Genomic DNA, 21,336 nt, shown 5'->3' with positions numbered 1-21,336 from the left:
AACATCCGTCATCGGTTGCTCTTCTTCCACTGCTCCGCATTAGATACAATGATTTTCAGGACAATCTGAGGCATTATCTGTCTGACGAATGTAAAATAGGTATGTCAGACGCTCCATTTCCGTATCGCGATGTTATTGGCACGGCGCTTTCAATAGGTTCCGAGGGATGGATATCTTTAGCTCTTAATTGGATTGAGGACTCGAACTTCTCCATTGGGATGCCTTATACTACAGCATTGCGGCGCATAGGGCGTTCAGGTCATTATAGTCAAAACGTTAGACATAGGGCAGTCCGAGCATCAGCCCGGCTAGGAAAGCCGCAAACTGATGTGTAATTTAGACTAAACATTATCCCATCGCGTGCTGCCCTCGGCTCATTTTTGGTCCAGGCAACACCGACTCCAATATTTAGCTCGATGGCGCTTCGACACCCGTGGAAGTAAACAACATTCTTGAGGAGACGCGCTGAACGATCGCGTCCTGCCAAATGCACGTCACTGCTCAGGAGGATGTTATTGACGATACAACGTAATAAGTTTGACGCACTATGCAATGAAGGTTTTTTCTCAGGCCCAGTGTCGGACGAGGAGGTCCAAGCCGCAGAAGCAGCGTTAGGTCTCAGGTTTCCCCAAGAGTACCTAGACATGCTGAAAACTTATGGTGCCGTAGTCGGTGCTGGATTTGCGATATACGGCCTGCCTCGCCCTGAACAAAATGCCCCCCTCTCTGGCAAAACGTAGTTTTGGTCACACAAGAATTGAGACAGTTGAAGCAAATTGGAACCGAGACAGGGAAGCTTATTGCAATTTCAGACAACGGTTTTGGCGGGTACGTTTTTCTTGATACTTTGAGTCAATATGAAAGCAGAATTGCAGTTATAGGGCCCGATGATTACAGGACATACGATATGAGCCTGTATGATTTCTTTGTGAAGATTTCAGCTGGTAAATTGGCGATCTAGGATTCCAGTACTTGTGATTTTTCCCCAAATATCGGGGCCACAGAACCTTGGGCGAAAGAAATGGCAGTAGTGCTGAGTACTGATCCCGATCGACAACGGATGTTCGAAAAACGGGTTGCAATCAAGCTGCTGAACTCAACAAAGTTGCCAGAAAGCTGCTACCTGCACCGTCCGCAGTGACGGTCAGGCGTGATACGCGGCCATGACGTTCCGCATGAAGGGGCAGTGCTAATCTTCGCACATGCCACCGCCCTTACCTGCCCGACCGCCCCAATGTCTTTGCAATATCGATGATGTCATCACGCGCCGCCGTCGGATCATCTTTGCTCCAGGCAACACCAAGCCCGATCTTCAGATCGATGCCCGTCACCTTCTTCAGCACCACGTCCCTGCCCGGCAGATCTCCTGTCCATTCCGGCGCAAAGCCAACGCCAAGCCCGGACGAAACGAGCGAGATCAGCGAGAAGGTGTCGTCACAGGTATAGGCGACATTGTCATTCAGCCCATGCTCCTCGAAGGTCTCGGCAAAATAGCGCTCGGTGTAGGAGAGGTTCTGCCGCTTGAACGCGATGATCTTCTCAGCCTTCAGATCCTCGATCGTGACCTCGTTCTTTGACGCAAGCGGATTGCCCGACGGCACCGCCAGCAGATACCGCTCATGGGCAATCGAGAAGAAGCGTAGCGAGCCAATGTTCTCGACAGGCCGGATGAAGCCGAGGTTCAGCTTGCCGCATTCGAGCTGGCGGATGATCTCCGACGTCGAGCCATTGGAGACATGCAGGCGGATATCGGGAAACTTCCGACCGATCCGCGCCAGGAAGGCCGGCAGCACACCCGTGGTCGCCGGATAGATCGTGCCGATCCTGATTTCCCGCATGGTGCCACCTCCTGCCGCACGCGCCATCTCGGCTGAGAGATCAAGCTCTCCCAGCATCCTGACACAGCGATCGTAGAACACCTCCCCTGCCCGCGTCAGCTCCACCTTGCGGGTCGAGCGCGTCAAAAGCTGCACCCCGAGCCCCTTCTCGAGCGCCTGGACCTGCGTGCTCAGTGCCGGCTGGGCGATGTTCACCCGCATGGCGGCACGACCGAAATGCAGCTCCTCGGCTACGGCGACGAAGTAGGAGAGTTGGCGGAGTTCCATGTATGCCTCCAGCCACACTGCGGCTCACTGCACGACAGAGGGCATCAGAAAACGCATTATGTCGGATATATCCGATGGTTTAATACAATGCAAGATGGTGGCCATGCTTCATGGACACTCGTACTCGCATTGCCTGGAACCTGAGACGCCTGCGGATCGCCAAAGGCCTGACGCAGGAGAATTTGGCGGTCGATGCGGGTGTTGACCGAAGCGTCATCAGTGACCTTGAACGCTCAAAACACAATGTCTCTGTTGACCTACTCGACAGACTGGCCTCAGCCCTGGCTGCTGACATATCAGTATTCTTCGTAATCCCGCCGGAAGACGACGAAGCCGCTCCGCCACTCAAGGTCGGGCGAAAACCAAGGGCGTAACCAGACGACGCCGAAATCCCAGATGCTCAGATCCCGTCATTTAGATCACCCGGATCTGGTCTAAGTGGACTCAATCAAACAGAAAATCGGCAATCTGTACGGCTGACAACGGCATTGCCCTTCCATGGGCTTCAGCCGCTATCCGCCGAGGGCCAAATTCAAATCACCTCTCTGCATCACAATTATGATCACAATCGGCAGCATTACCGTCCGAAGCGTCCTGCGCTGAGCTTACTCAGGCTACGGAACGTCAATGGCGTCCCGCCCCTCACGCATCGGCTTGAAGCCGACGTCAAACCTGTTATGTTCTGCCTTTGTTCAATAATTCATCGAACCTGGCTGCTTGCACCGTCGAATGTGGTTTGCAGCAGTTTGGCCCAAGCTTCAGACATCAAGCGAGACCGCATGACCGCCCATCTGGAAACCCTCAACGAACGGCAGCGGGAAGCGGTCACCCATGGCTCCAGCCTTCCCGACCAATCCGTGGCAGGCCCACTCCTCATCATCGCAGGCGCCGGGTCCGGCAAGACGAATACCCTCGCCCATCGTGTCGCCCACCTGATCGTCAACGGCGCCGATCCTCGGCGTATCCTTTTGATGACCTTCTCGCGTCGCGCGGCCTCCGAAATGGCACGCCGGGTCGACCGGATCTGCCGACAGGTGCTCGGCGACAAGGCACCCGCTGACGGTCTCTTATGGTCGGGCACATTCCACGGTATCGGGGCAAGACTGCTGAGGCTCTATGCCGAGCAGATCGGCCTTCCCGTCGATTTCACGATCCATGACCGGGAAGACAGCGCCGATCTTATGAATCTTGTACGCCACGAGCTTGGCTTCTCGAAAACGGAAACCCGCTTTCCAACCAAGGGAACGTGCCTTGCGATCTATTCGCGCGTCGTCAATGCCGAAAGCTCGATCGCAGAAGTGCTCAAATCCGCCTATCCTTGGGCGATCAACTGGCAAGACGAGCTGAAGACGCTGTTTGCAACTTATGTCACGGCCAAACAGACGCAGGGTGTTCTCGATTACGACGATCTCCTGCTCTATTGGGCGCAGATGGTCTCGCATGCGGAACTGGCCGACGATATCGGCAACCGCTTCGACCATGTGATGGTCGATGAATACCAGGACACCAACCGGCTGCAGGCGCAGATCCTGATGTCGCTCAAACCCGGCGGCCGCGGCCTGACCGTCGTTGGCGATGATGCCCAGTCGATCTATTCCTTCCGGGCCGCGACCATCCGGAACATCCTCGACTTCCCGACTGAGTTTTCACCGAAGCCGGCCGACGTCATCACGCTTGAACGCAATTACCGCTCGACGCAGCCGATCCTCGCTGCCGCCAACGGCGTGATTGGTCTTGCGCGCGAGCGCTATACCAAGAACCTCTGGACCGACAGGCTGTCGGAACAGAAGCCGCGACTGGTGACCGCCAAGGACGAGAATGACCAGGCAGGCTTCATCGTCGAAGAGGTCCTGGCAAACCGCGAGGTCGGCATCCCGCTGAAGCAGCAAGCGGTTCTTTTCCGGACCTCAAGCCATAGCGGTACCCTCGAAGTTGAACTGACGAGACGCAATATTCCCTTCGTCAAATTCGGTGGCCTGAAGTTCCTCGACAGCGCGCATGTGAAGGATCTGCTCGCCATCATCCGCTTTGCCCAGAACCCGCGTGACCGGGTTGCCGGGTTTCGGGTATTGCAGATGCTGCCTGGCATCGGTCCGCAGAGAGCGGCGACAATTCTCGATACGATTGCAGCCGATCCTGAACCTTTAGCATCGCTTGCCGAGATCCCGCCACCGTCCAAGACCGGTGATGATTGGGCGCCCTTCACTACTCTGCTGACCGGTCTTCGCAGACAGGAACATGGCTGGCCTGGCGACATCGAGAAAGCGCGGCTCTGGTATGAGCCGCATCTCGACCGGATCCATGAAGATCCCGAGACCCGCAAGGCCGACCTCCTGCAGCTCGAGCAGATCGCGTCCGGTTATCCAAGCCGCGAACGCTTCCTGACTGAACTGACGCTTGATCCGCCGGACGCGACTAGCGACCAGGCAGGCGTGCCGCTGCTTGACGAAGACTACCTGATCCTCTCGACGATCCATTCGGCCAAGGGTCAGGAATGGCGAGCCGTCTTCATGCTCAATGTCGTTGATGGCTGCATGCCATCCGATCTCGGAGCTGGCACGACCGACGAGCTCGAAGAAGAGCGCCGACTGCTCTATGTCGGAATGACCAGAGCTCGCGACAGCCTGAGCCTGATCACACCGCAACGCTTCTACACTCATGGGCAGAACAGCCGGGGTGACCGACATGTCTATGCCTCGCGAACGCGCTTCATCCCGGCCATGCTCTTGCAGTTTTTCGAGCAGACGAGCTGGCCGAAGGTGGAAGCAACGACCACGGGACGAAGCGCCAGTCAGATCAGGATCGACGTCGCCGCCAAAATGCGCGGGATGTGGGGGTAACAGAGACACCTCCATAACCGGCGGGCGGCCCATTCTCTATGTATAGGACGGTGCAGATCGAGGGCACGTTGCCTGACTGAGAGTCCCCTCACAGGGATGTCATCAGCGGCCTGTATCCGCCTCAGAGCCGCGCGAGCGTCTGAAGGCTCTCATTGTGTTCAACGCAAAGACAAGCTTTGGCCGATTCACGCATTTTATGTAATGAACCCAAAGACCTGATGGCACGTCAGCGCGGCGAGCGGCTCATTGCAAACGTGCAGCGCAGCGCTGTTAAACGATTTCCAGTATAAGCTAAGCAGCACTGCCGCGTGAGCGGTTTTGCCTTCGCGGCACTTCCGAAAAGATCTTTTCACCGATTCCCGCCAAGCGAACCGGTGCGCGCCCCTTGAACTTGACCACAAGCTCCAGCTCTCCCCCGAGAGCCTCCACGTAATTGCGAAGCGTGGAGAGAAGATAATCAGAGCGCTTTTCGAGCTGCGCAACGGAAACCTGTTTCGTACCCATCTGCTGTCCGATATGCTCCTGCGTGAGGTCGAGCGCCTTGCGCAGCTTTTGAAGCGTGTCATATTCCTCGAGCAATTCTTTGGCCCGCAGATCCGACGCCTCGATCATCTCGGGAGTCATCGCTTCGGCAAACACGTCATTTGCGGATATAGCCATCACTCGGCCTCCTTCTTGCTCAACTCTTTCAAATGCACTTTGAAACGCGCATCCGCAGTCTTGATGAGCTTCTTGTAAAACTTCTTTTCGTTCGTACCAGACTTATCTCCGGCGACCAGGATTACAGCTTTTCTCTCCGGATCGAATGCAAACGCCGCTCTCCAAACTCCGCCAGCGGCATCGAACCGTAGCTCTTTCATGTTTGCGTAGGCCGAGCCTTTCAGCGTGTCAGCCCTTGGTCTTCCAAGCTCGGGCCCGCGATGCTCTAGAAGCAGTGCCATAGCTCGAAGCTCGACCTTAACCTCCGCATCGAACTGTTTGAACTCACTGGCGAATATTTCGTCAAAGAACACTTTCCACGCCATATATAATAGCTCTCACATTATATAACTTCAACCCTATGAAATGGCTTTTTCACACACTTTGATCGCACAACCAGAGATCAGGCTGACATCCCGCTGACTCTCGCTTTCCTAGCAGATTCAGTAGAGCGGATCCGCTCAAATTTTTCAGCAGAACAAGCCAGCTATACGAGTTCAGAGATTTTCATCCGGCGGATGGAAGGGTGCCATTGAGGTGTGCCGATAAGCGGCACCCTCATACCAAACTGGACGTCACGTTTGGGCCAAATGCCTGGGGACGGCCTCGCAACCGAGGACCTTTTCCCTCCCCCCGCCCGAAAACTCAAATCGATCAGAGCGACCGGAATTCGGCCGGAGATCAGCCAGCGGCTGCCTTGCCGTTTTGGACCTCAACCGCTATGCCATAGCTGCACAACGCATTGAGGATTGCATCATGGCCACTGGTACCGTCAAATTCTTCGCCCAAGACAAGGGCTTCGGCTTCATCACCCCCGACAATGGTGGACCTGATGTTTTTGTCCACATCTCGGCCGTGGGTGGCGGCTCCCTTACTGATGGCGAGAAGGTCAGCTTCGACGTCGGCCAGGATCGCAAGACCGGCAAGTCCAAGGCGGAAAACGTAACCGTCGTCCGCTAGGTCAATACTTCGCAAAAAGGGCGATGCGCGGTTGGATCCAAATCCACAAACGGCGCATCGCATTCGCATAAACCGAACCAGTTCATCTCGTGCGACCTCGCTCGAGATCTTGTGCCGTTCCGGGCATCAGGACGCCGTTCACCTCATTTGCAGCGTCGCCGTTTTTCCAGATTGATGCCGTTGGCATGCCCCTTCCAGCTATGATCGTCGGAACGGGATGACATTGTTGCCGCGCATGAATGCAATCGCACCCGCAGCTTCAATGGTCTTGACCGCGACATCCCGCGCCTCAGCGTCGGATTGAAACTGCTCGTCCCAGACGTGGCTGGTGTTTTGCTGATCGATCACTTCCAGCGTCCAGGTCGCGTCATTCTCCATTCGGAAGATGTCGATGGAAAACGGGTAGCCGTCGATAACGACCCTCGTGCTTTTGCCAGAGGTCACCAGATTTGGTTCTTCATCAATCATGACGTTCTAAGTCCGCTTCCGTATCGCGACAACGAGTATGCCCGTGGCGCTGAACCCGTCAAGCAACAGGCTGATGAGATTCCCAAGCCTACTTAGACATGGGTCTCTTGGATTCTGAGATACCGACATACCGGAGCCTCATTCTATGACATGTCGACACTATCGACATATCCTCAGGACATGTCGTCGAATGGAGGATTGAGCGACATGAGATTTCGCTGGGCCAGATAAGCGCCTCCAGTCAGCGCCCAATCCTGGTCGTGTCACCATGAGCATGGCCCCGCCTCGCCACTGCCTCCACACACAGCAGCCACCTGCTCAGCTTTCGGCCACTGGCCGACAGGGATTTGTGCGTTACCGGCCACCATGTGCCGTCCACCCTCGCATTTTCATCAAGGCCCGCGTCACCCACAGCCCTCCGCTCAGCTCGGGAGATGAGCCGCCGATCGACAATTGACATCTCGATTTCGAGCTGATTGATATGATGTCAGACCAATTTTTGAGGCAGACAGTGAAATCCACGCTCACTCCTCTTCCGCCTGCAGACCGTGGCCGCCAGGTGTCAGAGTCCCTGGCTGCCTATATCCAGCAGGCCGAGCTTGCAGCAGGCGATCGCTTGCCGGCAGAGCGGGAACTGATGGCGGCCCTCGGTGTCGGCCGCTCGACCATCCGCGAGGTCATCCGGCAGTTTCAGGCGCTGGGTGTGATGGAAACCCGCAAGGGAAGTGGTACCTATCTCGTAAAGCCGATCACCTCAGCCACGATCCATATGCCGCTCTCGGTCAACATGGGCAGTCTGCGGGACGCGCTCTTGCAGACACTCGAGGTACGCCGTGGCATCGAGTGCGAAGCCTGCATGGCAGCGGCCCGCCGGCGCACCCAGGACGATCTGAAGCATATCAGTGCAGCGCTTGAGGAAATGGAGCGTGTGCATCTTCAAAAAGGCACCGCCGGCAAGGAAGATCTGGCCTTTCACCTCGCCATCTATGACGCGACCCATAATCCGCTCTTCAGGCAGTTGCTTGAACAGATGCGCGAAGCGTTCGAGAGTTTCTGGGACACGCCGTTTGACCGCCCGGACTTTGCGCGCCGCTCCTTCCCCTATCACCGCACCCTGTTCAACGCGATCCTCGCCCAGGACACCGAGGCTGCACGGCGCGAGACCATCAAGATCCTCGACATCGTCGAGGAAGACATCAAGGAAATGTCCAAATGACCATCGGATCCGATTGGTTTGAACATGCATCACTGTCCGTCGCCCATGACGAGACCAATGCCTTCGAGGCCGTGGTTCCGCCGATCGTGCAGACGTCTCTCTTCACCTTCGAGACCTATGACGAGATGGTTGCCACCTATCGCGGCGAACGCAATCGGCCGGTCTATTCCCGCGGTCTCAACCCGACGGTGCGGCATTTCGAGGAGATGCTGGCAAAGCTCGAAGGGGGTGAAGACGCGCTCGGCTTCGGCAGCGGCATGGCGGCGATCTCAACGACGGTCCTGACCTTCGTCGAGCCAGGCGACCGGATCGTCGCCGTGCGCAATCTCTACCCCGACGCCTATCGCCTGTTCGGCACGCTGATGAAGCGGATGAAGGTGGAGGTCACCTATGTCGACGGCAAGGATCTCGAGGCCGTCGACCACGCCTTGAGCGGTGCGCGACTGCTCTATCTGGAAAGCCCGACAAGCTGGATTATGGAAACCCATGACGTGGCAGCGCTTGCAGCACTTGGCCTGAAACACGGGGCGCTCAGCGTCATCGACAACAGCTGGGCAAGTCCGGTCTTCCAGCGCCCGCTCGAGCTCGGTGTCGACATCGTCCTGCATTCCGCCTCGAAATATCTGGGCGGCCATAGCGACGTGGTGGCAGGCGTGGTCACCGGGTCAAAGACACTGATCGACCGGATCCGCACTGAAACCCTGCCCTATCTCGGCGGCAAGATGTCGCCTTTTGATGCCTGGTTGCTGATCCGGGGATTGCGAACACTGCCGATCCGAATGAAGGCCCATGAAGCCTCTGCAATCGAGATCGCGCGGCGACTGAAATCCCTCGATATCGTCGAAGAGGTCAATCATCCGGGCCTTGCCAATCAACTGCCGCCGGGACTGACGGGCACGTCCGGTCTCTTCTCCTTCGTGCTTCGCCAAGGCGTCGACATCAGGCGGTTCTGCGATCGCCTGCAGCTTTTCAAGCTCGGCGTGAGCTGGGGTGGCCACGAGAGCCTGGTGGTACCCGGCGAAGTCGTGTTGCAGCAAAAGGCCCAACCGAATTCCGCGCATGCCTTTGGCATGAACCCGCGGTCCGTGCGCCTTCATGTCGGCCTCGAGGGAACAGAGGCCTTGTGGAGGGACCTGGAGGGGGCATTTTCTGCCGCCCAGGAAACATAAGCCCTGCCCTAACCCAACCAAAAATAGAGGAGGAACTTCAACATGAAAGCACTTTTGACGGCAGCCCTGATCAGCAGCTTGATGGCGGGAACGGCACTTGCCGACACCACCTTGAAGCTGGTCGAAGTGATCACCAGTCCTGAGCGCACCGAAACATTGAAATCGATCGTCTCGACCTTCGAGGCGGAAAACCCCGGCACCAAGGTCGAGATCATCTCGCTGCCCTGGGGCGAGGCGTTCCAGAAATTTGCGACCATGGTCTCGGCCGGCGAGATCCCCGACGTCATGGAAATGCCCGACACCTGGCTGTCGCTTTATGCCAATAACGGCATTGTCGAGAGCCTCGAGCCCTATCTGAAGGATTGGGATCAGACGGCAGATCTGTCCGATCGGGCGCTTGAGCTTGGCCGCGACGTCAAGGACACCGCCTATATGCTGCCCTACGGCTTTTATCTGAGAGCCATGTTCTACAACAAGAAGCTTCTCGAAGAGGCAGGCGTCACCGAACTGCCAAAGACGATGGACGAATTTGCCGAAGCCTCAAAGAAGGTCTCGGCGCTTCCCGGCAAGTATGGCTACTGCCTGCGTGGTGGACCCGGCGGCCTGAATGGCTGGGTGATGTTCGGCGCGTCGATGGCAGGCTCCAACGAATTCTTCACCGAAGACGGCACCTCGACCTTCAATTCCGAAGGCTGGGTCAAGGGTCTCACCTGGCTCATCGATCTCTACAAGGAAGGCTACGCGCCGAAGGATTCCGTCAACTGGGGCTTTAACGAGATCGTTGCAGGCTTTTATAGCGGTACCTGCGCCTTCCTCGATCAGGATCCGGATGCGCTGATTGCGATTGCCGAACATATGAGCGAGGACGACTACGGCGTCATGACCATGCCGAAGGGCCCCGATGGCAAGACCTTCCCGACCATTGGTTATGCCGGCTGGTCGATGATGGCGTCAAGCGAGAACAAGGATCTGTCCTGGAAGCTGATCGCCACCCTTCAGGGCAAACAAGGCAATATCGAGTGGAACAAGCGAACCGGCGCCCTGCCGGCACTCAAATCGGCCGAAAGCGATCCCTTCTATGCAAGCCCGCAGTTCAAGGGCTGGTTCGAGGAACTGTCTGACAAGGATGCGGTACCGACGGTGATGCCGACGCATCTGGAAGAATTTGCCTTCTTCAAGGATTCGCTCGTCATCAAGACCTCACAGCAGGCATTGCTTGGCGACATCACGCCTCAGGAGCTCGCCGACCAGTGGGCCGATTACCTGACCAAGGCGCAGCAGAAGCACCTGGCGAAACAGTAAAGGCGTCAAAGACCGGGCAGAGCGAGACCTGCTTTGCCCGGTTCCTGAAACAGTCACTGAGACAGATCCAGACACGGACACTTGCACTGACACTTGCCCTGTTATCGACACGTCCAAGCAGATGGAAAGCCTGAACAATGACAGCGACCCTTGAGCGGGGCGATCGGCGCACGATACTCAAGCGCATGGCCGATGCGTCTGAACCCTATCTCTACAGCGCGCCGGCATTGATCCTGATCGTTGCGGTGATGCTCGTGCCTTTGACGCTCGGCATTTCCTATGCGTTTCGCGATATCCAGCTTCTCAACCCGTTTTCTGGCGGCTTCATCGGTCTTGACCATTTCAAGGTGCTGAGCCAGGACGCCGACTTCTACCGGGCGCTGAAGAACACGCTCTGGTGGACGGGTGCCTCTGTCGTCTTGCAGTTTACCTTCGGGCTGATCCTCGCACTCTTGCTCGACAAGCCCTTCTATGGTCGCGGCCTTGCCCAGGCGCTGGTCTTCCTGCCTTGGGCGGTGCCGAGCTTTCTCGCCGGCCTCAACTGGGCCTGGCTCTTCAATCCGGTCATCGGCCCGCTCCCCCACTGGCTCTTCTCGCTGGGTGTGCTCAGCGCACCCGACAACATCCTCTCGGACCCGTCGCTTGCCATGTGGGGTCCGATCATCGCCAATGTCTGGTGGGGCATTCCCTTCTTTGCCATCACACTGCTTGCAGCCCTTCAGGCCATTCCGCGCGATCTCTATGAGGCGGCCGCGATCGATGGCGCGGGACCCGTTCAGCGCTTCTGGTCGATCACCCTTCCCTTTCTCGCTCCGACCATGGCCATCACGATCCTGCTGCGCACTGTCTGGGTCTCGAACTTTGCCGATCTGATCATCGTCATGACCAATGGCGGCCCGGCCGACAGGACGCAGATCGTTGCTTCTTACATCTTCACCCAGGCCTTCAGGCGTCTCGACTTCGGCTATGCCTCGGCAATCGCCCTTGTCCTCCTGGTGCTGCTGCTGGCCTATTCCATGCTGATCGTGCTGCTGCGGCAGACACTCCTAAACAAGGACTGAGCCCATGAGGTCGTCCCGCATCGCTCTGACTGTCGCCCATCGGCTGGCCATCCTCGCTTATATCGTCGTTGCCCTCTTCCCGCTCTACTGGCTGTTGAAGGTGGCGGTTACGCCAAACAACCTGCTCTATAGCGAGGGTGTGCGGATGTGGCCCTCAGCCACGACGTTTGAGCATTTCCGCTTTGTGATTGCCCACAGTGCCTTTCCGACCTTTTTCAAGAACAGCCTGATCGTTGCCGGCTCGACCGCCCTCGTCGTCACGATCATTGCCTCACTGTCGGGTTACGCGCTGTCACGCTTCAGCTTCAAGGCAAAATACTGGATCGTCGGCCTGATGCTCCTGACCCAGATGTTTCCGCTGGTCATGCTGGTCGCCCCGATCTTCAAGATGCTGTCTCCGCTCGGGCTGACCAACAGCCTGACGGGCCTTGTCATCGTCTACTCGGCCTTCAACGTGCCCTTTGCCACCTTCCTGATGCAGTCCTTCTTCGATGGCATTCCGAAGGATCTCGAGGAAGCGGCTATGATCGATGGTGCAACCCAGTTTGTCGCCTTTCGCCAGATCATTCTGCCGCTGACGCTTCCGGGCATCGCGGCCACCCTCGGCTTCGTCTTTACCGCTGCCTGGTCAGAGCTTCTGTTTGCGCTAATGCTGATCTCGGGCAATGACGCGGCCACCTTCCCCGTCGGACTTCTATCCTTCGTATCGAAGTTCTCGGTCAATTTCGGGCAGATGATGGCAGCCGGCGTGCTTGCCCTCATTCCGGCCTGCCTCTTCTTCCTGCTCATCCAGCGCTATCTCGTGCAAGGCCTGACGGCTGGCGCGGTCAAAGGCTGAAAGGACTGTAAACCCATGGCTTCCATTGATGTCCGCGCAGTGACCAAGAGCTACGGCCATTTCCCTGTTCTGCACGGGGTAGACCTCACCATTCAAGACGGCGAGTTCATTGTGCTTGTCGGCCCCTCGGGCTGCGGCAAGTCCACACTGTTGCGGATGATTGCAGGCCTTGAGCAGATCACCTCCGGCGAGGTCGCCATCGAGGGTCGGCGGGTCAATGATCTGCCGCCCAAGGACCGCGACATTGCCATGGTCTTCCAGTCCTATGCGCTTTACCCCCACATGTCGGTGGCCGACAATATGAGCTACAGCCTGCGGCTCAGAAAGACCGCCAAGGAGCGGATCACCGAGATCGTTGCCGACGCCTCTTCAAAGCTTGGCCTCAATACCCTGCTTGAACGCCGACCAAAGGCCTTGTCAGGTGGCCAGCGTCAGCGCGTGGCAATGGGCCGTGCAATCGTTCGCCAGCCCAAGGCATTTCTCTTCGACGAGCCGCTTTCCAATCTTGATGCGCGCCTGCGCGAACAAATGCGTGCCGAAATCAAGAAGCTGCACAAGGAGCTTGGAGCGACATCGATCTATGTCACCCATGACCAGATCGAGGCCATGACGCTTGCTGACCGTATCGTTGCCATGCATGGCGGCGTGGTGCAGCAGGTCGGTGCACCACTCGAGCTTTACGATCGCCCAGCCAATCTCTTCGTTGCCGGGTTCATCGGATCACCGGGCATGAACTTCCTGGAAGGGCAATATGTCAGCAGGGGTGATAAAGCGGCTGTCCGGTTCAAGGACGGAACGGAAATTGCCGTCAAAGAGCGAGCGGCCTTTGCGCAAGACGACAAGGTGACACTCGGCATTCGGCCAGAACATGTGGTGATATCGCCTGATGGGGCGATCGAGGCCGGCGTGGAGCTTGTCGAGCCGACCGGTTTCGGCATCATCATGCATCTGTCGGTTCATGGGCTGCCATTCAAGCTCTTCACGCTCGACCGCAGCGTGCTTAGCGCGACAGCCAAGGTCCGTGTCGATTTTCCCATCGACCACCTGCATGTCTTCGATCATGAGGGCAAACGCATCAAGGAACGGTCCTCAACCGATTGATCCGAGAACCGCTGTGTCAAGGTGCAAGGCAGGTAGCTCAACTGCCGGACAAAGCGCCAGCACGGAGAAATACGGCGACATCACTGCATCCCGCTTTCGTCCGCCTGGTTTGCAGTTGCGGGGGGCTGGCCATCTCAAGACCGGCACCTCGTCCAGACCGTGACCGTGTTACGCGAGGACCGGGCAGGAGGTGGAGCGAGCCGACCGATCGAGCCAGCGCAGCACCCGGCATTCGCCATGGCCATCGATATCGAGCCCAAGGCTTGCAAGGTGGCTGGAAATTTCGGTCTGCAGGTGATCGCGCGGACCATAGCGCTCACAGATGCCGTTGACGCGCGCTGCAATCTCCTCGGCTTTGTCATGTGGGACATCCGGCTTGCCAAAGAGATAGTGGTTTTCACCCGCAGCATAAAGCGTGGCGCCGGTGCTTGGGACCTCTTTGACAAAGGATGGGATCTGATCAATGCGTATCGCAACTCCTACCAGGAGCAATATGGGCAAGGATCACGTCTTTCACGCTACAAGATTTCAGGGGACGTTTCTCGCGAACGCTGTCCTGCCGGGCTCGACTGTAATCACCGCCCATCGAGGGCACTGACCAAACCTAGCAGCCGGTTACAGGCCCTGGATCATATTTTGTTTGACGAAGTCAGCATAGCTGTCCGGGGGGCTGGGCCACCACGCAGACATTGAGATCATACGCAGTGCCATATGCGGCCGCCCCGTGCCGATTGTGGTTGAAGCCCAGCAATATTGACGCTATATTCAGTCAGAATGATCGGCACTCCACTAAGGACGTCACACTATGAGCCTCACCCAATATGCTGACGACGGACTGTTCTCCCCACGCAAGTTTGCGGAAACTTTGCTGACGACCAGCGAGGACATTGCTCGGACGGCGGGACTTGGGAAGGATGCGGTTCAACGGAAGGATAGGATCCGTTCAGACAAGACGCAGCGTCGTTTGCGCGAAGTGGCTGAGATCATTAACAAAATCGAACCTCGTTTTGGCTCGGCGCTCATGGCCTATGCCTGGTACCGCTCACAACCCCTCCCCGGTTTCTCAGGCCTGACAGCTATGCAGCTTGTCCGGGATGGACGCGCCGACGATGTGCTTGATTACATCGACGCCGTTGATGCCGGCATCCATGCCTAGTCAAATATCGCACGATGTTTAAGGGCACGTTGTACAGGGCACTCAACCCGATCTACGCCCGTGAACCGCTGTCGGGCAACGGCGCTGAACGGCATGGCGGGCGTTTCAACAAGAAGGGCGTTCCTGCGCTTTACACTTCTCTTTCGATCATGACCGCCATCCGCGAAAGCAATCAGGTCGGAAGCTTGCAACCGACGACAATTGTATCTTACAGGGCAGAAATCGAGCAGGTCTTCGACAGTCGCAACGAGGTTGCTCTGGCGGCCTACGGCATGGATGCTGCAGCACTCGCAGACATCTCCTGGCGCGACCAGATGCGATCGAGCGGAACGGCAAGAACCCAGGACTTTGCTCGGCAGCTGGTCGAGGATGGCTATCACGCACTGCTCGTCCAAAGTTATGCGCATGGTTCATCGGCAAGCGATCTCAATCTCGTACTTTGGCATTGGGGCGACGAGGCGTCATCCCGCCTGATTGTAGTCGATGACGAGAACCGTCTTGCTTGAGAAAAACTTCTTATTGGCGAGCACTGGTTTCCGTGCTCTGGCCCGAACGCCTTCCAAGAGTTTGCGACCGCGCGATGGTCAATGAGGCGAACAAACGAGTTCGCGCTGTCTCAGCCCGCACATGAACACTCAAGCTTACATCGCGCGGTCAACGAGGCTGACTGTCTTTGAATGATCAGAATGTCGATAGAGGGAATGCAAACAGGTTTTCGTCAAAAGGGAGGACGCGCTGCCCCACATAGATGACGATGACGACGACGGAACGGACCGCGCTTGGGCTCTCGTCTCAAGACCATCGCAGGCGGGGGAAAGCGTCAATAGAAGAGCGGGGAAAGTATCAATAGAACTGCGGGGGAAGTGTCATTAGGAGGGTGGTGGGCGCGCCATCAAGGCTGCGAAAAGGCCGATCGCTTTCTGGCGACCCGGCATGCACCCGTTTTTGAAATTGACGAACGCAAAACAGGTCATCGCGCACACTCGGGCGATAAGGCCAAGGGGCGGTGCCCCAGAACCCCAAACCCTCTGCCGCTGCTGCTCGATTCCCGGGATTACAGTCACCACTCGTCTGGAAGCGACAGCAAGAACTCATAGCCTGGTTCAAGCAAGCAAGCGGCAAAGAGAGACCTAGTCAGCAAGCTGCCGGCCGGCCTCCCAAGGCGCCTCGATTTCTGGACGCGCGACAGCATCGACGGCCCGAGTGAAAGGCATGACGCCTTTGCCATCCCGTCGGTCACGACTACATTTCCTTTCAATGGAACATTGAGCCGCTAACCAGCGTCTCGTCTCCTGGAAAACGGAGATTTGACATGGAGTGGCTGACATCGCTGGCTGGCACCTTCGACATTTTCAGCCATCTTGCGGCATTGGCGTTTGCCTACGCGCTGGCTTTGCCGATCGCCTGGGACCGGGAACGCCACGAACGCAGCGCAGGACTAAGGACATTCCCTCTGGTGGCGATCGCGGCCTGTGGCTTCATCCAGGCAACCGAGGGGATCACGCAGGGCAATGCCGAAGCGACAGCGCGCATCGTCGAGGGCTTGATCAACGGGGTCGGCTTCATCGGCGGCGGGGCAATCCTGGTGGGCAAAGCCGGGACAAAGGGTACCGCAACGGCTGCAAGCCTCTGGGCCACCGGCGCGATCGGCACATCTGTCGGGCTTGGAGCCTATGACACGGCGATTGTCCTATCGATCGTGACATTTGCCACGCTGCGGATCATGACCAATTTCAAGGTCGAAGAGGTGCTTCGTCATGCAAAGGAAGAAGGCGAACACTGATGACGCTGAGTGAACAGACCGACGCGATCTAAAGCCCGGGACAAATGCCTTTGCCGGGCGACCACGGCACTGCCATCACCGGCTCGCTATCCGTGATCTGCAGCAATTTCGCCAGCGCCGGTCAGTGTCAAACACCTCGGATAGAAAGCGCAGTTACGATCGAAAAGCTGTGAGCCTGGTCATCAACGCTACGTTGGGAAAGACAACAAATGCGGATCTACTTATAAAGCAGGCAAGATTCATTCCGCCGGGATTTCGCCGATCTATGATTGTGAAACCGCCCGAAAACTGGATGCTCCGCTCAGTCCGGGGAATCTGGCCCTGTTGCAACGGGTTCTCAAGGATGTGTGTGATATTCGTGGCGACGAAGATGGGTCGCCGCAAGCCGAGCAAAACGCAAAGATACTCATCAACTTTTTCGAAAGCGGCATTCGCAACAGACACCAGCTGGTTGCAATTTTGACGGGCCGCAAATTCCCTTAAGTCATCAATCGCCAGGCCTCTGCTCCTGACGCCGCCATCTTTGCTGGCTCCTTCAATAGTCTCAACAAAGAGCGATGCGCTCGTGCAAACCACTTCTGGCCGCGATCGGCGAAATAACCGAGCAATTATAAGCTCACCTCTTGCGTTGTCTTTATAACCCATAGGTGATAAAGTGAGCAAAAATCAATATCACCACCGATCAGTGATAGAATGCGTATTCTTGCCGTCGATGACCTCCGTGAACTGGTAAAAAACGCGCGCAAGCAACGCGGCTTGACGCAGTCTCGCGCCGCAGGCTTGGTTGGTTATTCCCAGAAATGGCTTTCGGATTTTGAACGTGGCAGGGTCAACCCACCCATCGACATGGTGCTGAACATCATAACCTTGCTGGGCATTCGTCTCGAAGCGAATGTAACGGCAGGGTTTAATGCCCATGCATCAGATGAGGAGCCAAGCCTCTGATGTCAGCCTCCGCTCGACTTTACCGCCTTCATGTCAGCACCCTCGATGTTGCAAGGGACAGCCTGCCAGAAGGGCCGCGACCAGCATCAGACCAGGCCGGAATACCAGTCAGCATAGGGCGTGTTTTTCACGAGATGCCGGTTGAAATCCGGTGCCCCGTCGTCCCACCAGACCGGCCCGCGCTCGCCGAGTGCAATCTTGGCGGCATTAACGCGTTGACGCATCTCGCCGACAGCCCGTTCGTCGCGCCTGGGCTTTGACAGCGCACGACGCGCCGCCATCAGTTCCTTGATCAGTGCTTCAGGGCGAGCAGGCGCAAGTGAGGGATCGCTCTTTCGCCAGAGCCGACCTTTGACCACGAAATATCGCCCGTCCGGCGTCTCCGGATAGACATCTGCCTTGTCCCTCAAGGAAGCGGAGGACCTCTCTTTGCCGGTCATTCCAGTTCGATCCACACAGGCGCGTGGTCACTGGTCTTTGGCAATGCCCGGACCCAACGATCGACGCCTGCCGCCTTCAGCTCCGGCGCGAGCTGAGGGCTCAGCAAGAAATGGTCGATCCGCAGGCCCGCGTCCCGTTCGAACGCATTTCTCCAGTATTTCCAGAAGGTGTAGATCCGCTCATCCGGGAATAGCCGCCTTAGGGCATCCGTCCAGCCCTGATCCAGAAGAGCTGCATAGGCATCTCTCACCTCAGGGCGAAACAGTGCGTCATCGCGCCATCGCTCCGGCTTATAGACATCGAGATCAGCAGGCATGACGTTGAAATCGCCAACCAGCGCCACCGGGATTTCGAGCTCGAGCAATTCTTGCGCATAGGTGCGCAACCTTTCGAACCAACGTAGCTTGTAGTCGAATTTTTGACCCGGCACCGGATTGCCGTTGGGAAGATAAAGACAGCCGATGATTACGCCATTGACGGCTGCTTCAATATAACGGCTTTGCCCGCCATCTGGCTCGTCATCTGGCGCGCCCGGCAAGGTTCTCTTCGTCTCGATTGGATCCGTGTCGCGCGCCAGAATTGCCACGCCATTCCAGCTCTTTTGACCGCGCCATATGGCACCATAGCCTGCCCTTTCGAGTGCCTTCAGCGGGAATCTCTCCCCGGGGGCCTTGAGCTCCTGCAGACAGACAATGTCGGGGGCGGCTTCATCCAGCCACTGCAGCAGGATCTCCAGCCGCCCATTGATGCCGTTGATATTGTAGGTCGCGATTTTCACCGCTGATCATCACCTGGTGCGATGATCACCGCGATCGCCTTCGCCAGGCTTTGCATCGCTCTTTGCTTTGTGGCGCTTGTCGGCAGACAAGGAGCGACCGACATCGACGCTCTCCTTGAACTTGCCGTCCTCTTCGCGGCGGACATAGCGCTTGTCCGTGCCGGTATCGATCAATTCGCGCTTGCTCATGGGGGTTCTCCTTCTCGACTGTGGTGGGAAAACAACGCATGGATGGCAGAAAAGATGCATGTGGTCACCGCCTTAGAGTGAGGCTGATGCCGCCCAACGGAAAGTCATCTACGGCTTGCGAACGGAAGACGCCTAGCACCATTTCAAATTTTCGACCGTCAGCCCGTTCTACGAAGCGAAACTCAGCTGATCTCTCTTCGTAGAGTCGTCTGTGAACCAAGAAATGAGATCTCCAGATGGCGGCATGGGCAGTCTGCGACGCAGCGCGCTGTATCTCTACGACGAGGTCGGCTAGGATGGACGAGATGCTATCCTCAAATAACGCAGGTTCAATACGGGTAGGCACTTCTTCCATGTTTTTTGCCGATCTTGCGATACCTGAAACGCATTTATTATCAGTGTTTTAGAACGCATATATCAACAAAATTGCCGATGTTTATTGCCGATCGCTGGGTCCAGTCACTGTGCAGACTTGAGAGCGATCACGCGAAACGATAGGTGGAGAGCGTGTCAGCCATTGAAGCCCCCCGCAGATCAGTGGTCGGACACCCTGATAGCACCAAGCTCGCCGAAGGCCTGTTGAACCGTCGAAATGAGACTCGACTTAATATCTGCAGACACTTCGATTTCACCATTCAGCGGCGCGTCGCGGCGCGGCTCTCTTTCGTGAGAGGCGTCGCCACCAGACGGAGAAAATCCGGACGTGTTGTCGCTGGTGGCAGACTGGACGAAGATATCCGCCCGGGCGACACCATGTTGCTGGACAAGATGCTCGACGGCTAGGTCAGCCGCCTCCCGCGTCCCAAAGGCCGCATTGATGGTGGTGGTGCTGTCGTCGGCCATGGAAATCCTCCGTTTTCACACAATCATCGAAACGAAACGCCTGGATACGTCAGGAGTTTCCACCGTGGCGTGGCCGATCCGGATTTGACAGGTGCACGGGCGGCAAAACATTGATATGTTCTTGTTTCGTTTCCATTTGAATTGAGTGCAGACAATCATGGATGCCCGACCCGCGCCCCTCCGTAAAATCATCCATGTGGACATGGACGCCTTCTATGCCTCGGTCGAGCAACGCGACAATCCGGAACTTCGTGGCAAACCCTTGGCAGTTGGTGGAGCCGCTGAACGGGGCGTGGTCGCTGCGGCCAGTTACGAGGCCCGGTTGTTTGGGGTTCATTCTGCCATGCCATCGGTCACGGCCGCCCGCAAATGTCCCGGGCTGATATTCGTGAAGCCGCGTTTTGACGCCTACCGCGAGGTCTCTGAAAAGATCCGCGCGATATTTTCCGAATACACTCCGATAATCGAACCTCTTTCGCTCGATGAGGCCTATCTCGATGTGACAGAGAACCTGAAGGACATGCCGATTGCCACCGAGATTGCGCTTCAAATCCGCGCCAGGATCAAGGCGGTGACCGGGCTCAATGCGTCGGCCGGCATCTCCTACAACAAGTTCCTGGCCAAGATGGCGTCCGATCTCAACAAGCCGAACGGCCAGGCGGTAATTACGCCGAGACACGGCCCGACCTTCGTCGAAGAGCTGGCGGTCAAGAAATTTCATGGTGTCGGACCCGCCACCGCCGAGAAGATGCGCCGATTGGGAATTGAAACCGGCGCTGACCTGAAAGCAAAATCTCTGACCTTTCTGAGCCAACACTTCGGCAAGGCCGGCCCATTCTTTTACGGGATTGCCCGCGGCATTGACGAGCGCCCGGTCAGGCCGGATCGGGAGCGCAAATCCATTGGCGCCGAAGACACCTTCGCCGCCGATATCAGCGCACTTCAGGCAGCATCAGACGAGCTTAGACCGCTGGCACAAAAGGTCTGGTCCTCCTGCAGGGCGAAAGGACTGAGTGGCAAGACACTCACTTTGAAAGTCAAATACGCAGATTTCACCCAGGTGACCCGCAGCCGGACGACGTCCGTCCCATTTGCAGGCGTCGAAGACATGCTGGAACTGGCCCATGTCCTGCTTGTTGGGCTCCATCCGTTCAAACGCCCGGTCCGTCTTTTAGGATTGACCCTGTCGTCACTCGTGATCGACAAGCAGGCCGATCAAATCGACAAACCCCAGCTCGGTCTTGGTTTATGACGGTAAGCAGGCCTTGCGCATCGACGATTGAGAAGGATGCGTTCCTCGGCTCACACGAGCCCTGACACCAACAACCGAGCTACCTTTGCACGACAGATCATCTCGACAAGGAGCGCAGACCCTAACGGGGCTGGGGCTGGGGCTGGGGCTGGGGCTGGGGCTGGGGCTGGGGCCGAGGCCAGGGACGGGA

Annotated in this window: 24 protein-coding genes; 16 read left to right on the top strand and 8 right to left on the bottom strand. The window is 57.2% G+C overall.

The window, feature by feature from the left end; genetic code table 11:
* The first annotated feature begins 509 nt into the window (after nt 1-509).
* On the top strand, nt 510-740 hold the full coding sequence (locus QWE_RS26075) for an SMI1/KNR4 family protein (RefSeq protein WP_006728716.1): 231 nt from the start codon (nt 510-512) through the stop codon (nt 738-740).
* 474 nt (nt 741-1,214) lie between these two features.
* Here the strand turns inward: QWE_RS26075 and QWE_RS23655 are convergent, their stop codons facing one another.
* A complete protein-coding gene (locus QWE_RS23655) occupies nt 1,215-2,105 on the bottom strand; it encodes a LysR family transcriptional regulator (RefSeq protein ID WP_006728714.1) in 891 nt (296 codons plus the stop codon).
* Between the two features lie 110 nt (nt 2,106-2,215).
* Here QWE_RS23655 and QWE_RS23650 point away from each other — a divergent pair, with 110 nt between their 5' ends.
* Both QWE_RS23650 and QWE_RS23645 read left to right on the top strand, forming a co-directional pair.
* On the top strand, nt 2,216-2,479 hold the full coding sequence (locus QWE_RS23650; RefSeq protein ID WP_006728713.1) for a helix-turn-helix domain-containing protein: 264 nt from the start codon (nt 2,216-2,218) through the stop codon (nt 2,477-2,479).
* A gap of 405 nt (nt 2,480-2,884) precedes the next feature.
* Nucleotides 2,885-4,945 carry an ATP-dependent helicase gene (locus QWE_RS23645; RefSeq protein WP_006728712.1) on the top strand — a complete coding sequence of 687 codons (2,061 nt, stop codon included), beginning with the start codon at nt 2,885-2,887 and terminating at the stop codon, nt 4,943-4,945.
* A gap of 291 nt (nt 4,946-5,236) precedes the next feature.
* Here the strand turns inward: QWE_RS23645 and QWE_RS23640 are convergent, their stop codons facing one another.
* Together QWE_RS23640 and QWE_RS23635 are read right to left on the bottom strand one after the other, a co-directional pair.
* On the bottom strand, nt 5,237-5,605 hold the full coding sequence (locus QWE_RS23640) for a helix-turn-helix domain-containing protein (RefSeq protein ID WP_006728711.1): 369 nt from the start codon (nt 5,603-5,605) through the stop codon (nt 5,237-5,239).
* Nucleotides 5,605-5,970, bottom strand: a complete 366-nt coding sequence (locus QWE_RS23635) for a type II toxin-antitoxin system RelE/ParE family toxin (protein ID WP_006728710.1) — start codon at nt 5,968-5,970, stop codon at nt 5,605-5,607. The genes QWE_RS23640 and QWE_RS23635 overlap by 1 nt, the downstream gene beginning before the upstream one ends.
* A 430-nt stretch (nt 5,971-6,400) precedes the next feature.
* Between QWE_RS23635 and QWE_RS23630 the strand changes: the two genes are divergently transcribed.
* Nucleotides 6,401-6,604 carry a cold-shock protein gene (locus tag QWE_RS23630; RefSeq protein WP_006728709.1) on the top strand — a complete coding sequence of 68 codons (204 nt, stop codon included), beginning with the start codon at nt 6,401-6,403 and terminating at the stop codon, nt 6,602-6,604.
* 198 nt (nt 6,605-6,802) lie between these two features.
* Here the strand turns inward: QWE_RS23630 and QWE_RS23625 are convergent, their stop codons facing one another.
* Nucleotides 6,803-7,072: a hypothetical protein gene (locus QWE_RS23625; protein ID WP_006728708.1), complete on the bottom strand. Its 270-nt coding sequence runs from the start codon at nt 7,070-7,072 to the stop codon at nt 6,803-6,805.
* Nucleotides 7,073-7,556: 484 nt separating this feature from the next.
* Between QWE_RS23625 and QWE_RS23620 the strand changes: the two genes are divergently transcribed.
* From QWE_RS23620 to QWE_RS23565, 11 genes are all read left to right on the top strand, one after another.
* The gene (locus QWE_RS23620; RefSeq protein ID WP_040300928.1) at nt 7,557-8,288 is read left to right on the top strand and encodes a FadR/GntR family transcriptional regulator; all 732 of its coding nucleotides are present in this window, start codon (nt 7,557-7,559) and stop codon (nt 8,286-8,288) included.
* On the top strand, nt 8,285-9,457 hold the full coding sequence (locus QWE_RS23615) for a PLP-dependent transferase (RefSeq protein WP_006728706.1): 1,173 nt from the start codon (nt 8,285-8,287) through the stop codon (nt 9,455-9,457). The genes QWE_RS23620 and QWE_RS23615 overlap by 4 nt, the downstream gene beginning before the upstream one ends.
* A gap of 42 nt (nt 9,458-9,499) precedes the next feature.
* Nucleotides 9,500-10,759 carry an ABC transporter substrate-binding protein gene (locus tag QWE_RS23610; RefSeq protein WP_006728705.1) on the top strand — a complete coding sequence of 420 codons (1,260 nt, stop codon included), beginning with the start codon at nt 9,500-9,502 and terminating at the stop codon, nt 10,757-10,759.
* Nucleotides 10,760-10,896: 137 nt separating this feature from the next.
* The gene (locus tag QWE_RS23605) at nt 10,897-11,820 is read left to right on the top strand and encodes a carbohydrate ABC transporter permease (RefSeq protein WP_006728704.1); all 924 of its coding nucleotides are present in this window, start codon (nt 10,897-10,899) and stop codon (nt 11,818-11,820) included.
* A gap of 4 nt (nt 11,821-11,824) precedes the next feature.
* Entirely contained in the window at nt 11,825-12,658 is an 834-nt protein-coding gene (locus tag QWE_RS23600) for a carbohydrate ABC transporter permease (RefSeq protein ID WP_006728703.1), read from the top strand.
* Nucleotides 12,659-12,673: 15 nt separating this feature from the next.
* Nucleotides 12,674-13,759: an ABC transporter ATP-binding protein gene (locus QWE_RS23595; protein WP_006728702.1), complete on the top strand. Its 1,086-nt coding sequence runs from the start codon at nt 12,674-12,676 to the stop codon at nt 13,757-13,759.
* Between the two features lie 237 nt (nt 13,760-13,996).
* Nucleotides 13,997-14,452: a hypothetical protein gene (locus QWE_RS25405; RefSeq protein WP_157790754.1), complete on the top strand. Its 456-nt coding sequence runs from the start codon at nt 13,997-13,999 to the stop codon at nt 14,450-14,452.
* Nucleotides 14,453-14,564: 112 nt separating this feature from the next.
* Nucleotides 14,565-14,915 carry an MbcA/ParS/Xre antitoxin family protein gene (locus QWE_RS23585; RefSeq protein WP_006728700.1) on the top strand — a complete coding sequence of 117 codons (351 nt, stop codon included), beginning with the start codon at nt 14,565-14,567 and terminating at the stop codon, nt 14,913-14,915.
* Nucleotides 14,916-14,929: 14 nt separating this feature from the next.
* Nucleotides 14,930-15,421, top strand: a complete 492-nt coding sequence (locus QWE_RS23580; protein WP_040300921.1) for an RES family NAD+ phosphorylase — start codon at nt 14,930-14,932, stop codon at nt 15,419-15,421.
* Nucleotides 15,422-16,227: 806 nt separating this feature from the next.
* Entirely contained in the window at nt 16,228-16,698 is a 471-nt protein-coding gene (locus tag QWE_RS23575) for an MgtC/SapB family protein (protein WP_006728698.1), read from the top strand.
* 693 nt (nt 16,699-17,391) lie between these two features.
* Nucleotides 17,392-17,643 carry a helix-turn-helix domain-containing protein gene (locus QWE_RS23565; protein ID WP_006728696.1) on the top strand — a complete coding sequence of 84 codons (252 nt, stop codon included), beginning with the start codon at nt 17,392-17,394 and terminating at the stop codon, nt 17,641-17,643.
* Between the two features lie 86 nt (nt 17,644-17,729).
* Here the strand turns inward: QWE_RS23565 and QWE_RS23560 are convergent, their stop codons facing one another.
* The 4 genes from QWE_RS23560 to QWE_RS23540 form a co-directional block, all read right to left on the bottom strand.
* Nucleotides 17,730-18,083 carry a hypothetical protein gene (locus tag QWE_RS23560; RefSeq protein ID WP_006728695.1) on the bottom strand — a complete coding sequence of 118 codons (354 nt, stop codon included), beginning with the start codon at nt 18,081-18,083 and terminating at the stop codon, nt 17,730-17,732.
* Nucleotides 18,080-18,862: an exodeoxyribonuclease III gene (gene xth / locus QWE_RS23555; RefSeq protein ID WP_006728694.1), complete on the bottom strand. Its 783-nt coding sequence runs from the start codon at nt 18,860-18,862 to the stop codon at nt 18,080-18,082. Before xth ends, QWE_RS23560 begins: the two co-directional genes overlap by 4 nt.
* A gap of 9 nt (nt 18,863-18,871) precedes the next feature.
* Entirely contained in the window at nt 18,872-19,051 is a 180-nt protein-coding gene (locus QWE_RS23550; protein ID WP_006728693.1) for a hypothetical protein, read from the bottom strand.
* A 534-nt stretch (nt 19,052-19,585) separates the two neighbouring features.
* Nucleotides 19,586-19,894: a hypothetical protein gene (locus QWE_RS23540; protein ID WP_006728691.1), complete on the bottom strand. Its 309-nt coding sequence runs from the start codon at nt 19,892-19,894 to the stop codon at nt 19,586-19,588.
* A gap of 157 nt (nt 19,895-20,051) precedes the next feature.
* Between QWE_RS23540 and dinB the strand changes: the two genes are divergently transcribed.
* Nucleotides 20,052-21,146 (top strand): DNA polymerase IV, encoded by a 1,095-nt coding sequence (dinB, locus tag QWE_RS23535; RefSeq protein ID WP_006728690.1) that lies wholly within the window; start codon nt 20,052-20,054, stop codon nt 21,144-21,146.
* Nucleotides 21,147-21,336 lie beyond the last annotated feature (190 nt).

Origin of the sequence: Agrobacterium albertimagni AOL15 (assembly GCF_000300855.1) — a bacterium.
GTDB lineage: Bacteria > Pseudomonadota > Alphaproteobacteria > Rhizobiales > Rhizobiaceae > Allorhizobium > Allorhizobium albertimagni.
Note: the sequence above shows the minus strand (reverse complement) of the source record. Positions and strands in the feature narration are given on the sequence as shown.

What these genes read in the sequence shown, in the direction of transcription:
- QWE_RS26075 (WP_006728716.1), top strand. Translation starts at nt 510, where the DNA reads ATGTTATTGACGATACAACGTAATAAGTTTGACGCACTATGCAATGAA.
- QWE_RS23655 (WP_006728714.1), bottom strand. Translation starts at nt 2,105, where the DNA reads ATGGAACTCCGCCAACTCTCCTACTTCGTCGCCGTAGCCGAGGAGCTG.
- QWE_RS23650 (WP_006728713.1), top strand. Translation starts at nt 2,216, where the DNA reads ATGGACACTCGTACTCGCATTGCCTGGAACCTGAGACGCCTGCGGATC.
- QWE_RS23645 (WP_006728712.1), top strand. Translation starts at nt 2,885, where the DNA reads ATGACCGCCCATCTGGAAACCCTCAACGAACGGCAGCGGGAAGCGGTC.
- QWE_RS23640 (WP_006728711.1), bottom strand. Translation starts at nt 5,605, where the DNA reads ATGGCTATATCCGCAAATGACGTGTTTGCCGAAGCGATGACTCCCGAG.
- QWE_RS23635 (WP_006728710.1), bottom strand. Translation starts at nt 5,970, where the DNA reads ATGGCGTGGAAAGTGTTCTTTGACGAAATATTCGCCAGTGAGTTCAAA.
- QWE_RS23630 (WP_006728709.1), top strand. Translation starts at nt 6,401, where the DNA reads ATGGCCACTGGTACCGTCAAATTCTTCGCCCAAGACAAGGGCTTCGGC.
- QWE_RS23625 (WP_006728708.1), bottom strand. Translation starts at nt 7,072, where the DNA reads ATGATTGATGAAGAACCAAATCTGGTGACCTCTGGCAAAAGCACGAGG.
- QWE_RS23620 (WP_040300928.1), top strand. Translation starts at nt 7,557, where the DNA reads ATGTCAGACCAATTTTTGAGGCAGACAGTGAAATCCACGCTCACTCCT.
- QWE_RS23615 (WP_006728706.1), top strand. Translation starts at nt 8,285, where the DNA reads ATGACCATCGGATCCGATTGGTTTGAACATGCATCACTGTCCGTCGCC.
- QWE_RS23610 (WP_006728705.1), top strand. Translation starts at nt 9,500, where the DNA reads ATGAAAGCACTTTTGACGGCAGCCCTGATCAGCAGCTTGATGGCGGGA.
- QWE_RS23605 (WP_006728704.1), top strand. Translation starts at nt 10,897, where the DNA reads ATGACAGCGACCCTTGAGCGGGGCGATCGGCGCACGATACTCAAGCGC.
- QWE_RS23600 (WP_006728703.1), top strand. Translation starts at nt 11,825, where the DNA reads ATGAGGTCGTCCCGCATCGCTCTGACTGTCGCCCATCGGCTGGCCATC.
- QWE_RS23595 (WP_006728702.1), top strand. Translation starts at nt 12,674, where the DNA reads ATGGCTTCCATTGATGTCCGCGCAGTGACCAAGAGCTACGGCCATTTC.
- QWE_RS25405 (WP_157790754.1), top strand. Translation starts at nt 13,997, where the DNA reads ATGGCCATCGATATCGAGCCCAAGGCTTGCAAGGTGGCTGGAAATTTC.
- QWE_RS23585 (WP_006728700.1), top strand. Translation starts at nt 14,565, where the DNA reads ATGAGCCTCACCCAATATGCTGACGACGGACTGTTCTCCCCACGCAAG.
- QWE_RS23580 (WP_040300921.1), top strand. Translation starts at nt 14,930, where the DNA reads ATGTTTAAGGGCACGTTGTACAGGGCACTCAACCCGATCTACGCCCGT.
- QWE_RS23575 (WP_006728698.1), top strand. Translation starts at nt 16,228, where the DNA reads ATGGAGTGGCTGACATCGCTGGCTGGCACCTTCGACATTTTCAGCCAT.
- QWE_RS23565 (WP_006728696.1), top strand. Translation starts at nt 17,392, where the DNA reads ATGCGTATTCTTGCCGTCGATGACCTCCGTGAACTGGTAAAAAACGCG.
- QWE_RS23560 (WP_006728695.1), bottom strand. Translation starts at nt 18,083, where the DNA reads ATGACCGGCAAAGAGAGGTCCTCCGCTTCCTTGAGGGACAAGGCAGAT.
- QWE_RS23550 (WP_006728693.1), bottom strand. Translation starts at nt 19,051, where the DNA reads ATGAGCAAGCGCGAATTGATCGATACCGGCACGGACAAGCGCTATGTC.
- QWE_RS23540 (WP_006728691.1), bottom strand. Translation starts at nt 19,894, where the DNA reads ATGGCCGACGACAGCACCACCACCATCAATGCGGCCTTTGGGACGCGG.
- dinB (WP_006728690.1), top strand. Translation starts at nt 20,052, where the DNA reads ATGGATGCCCGACCCGCGCCCCTCCGTAAAATCATCCATGTGGACATG.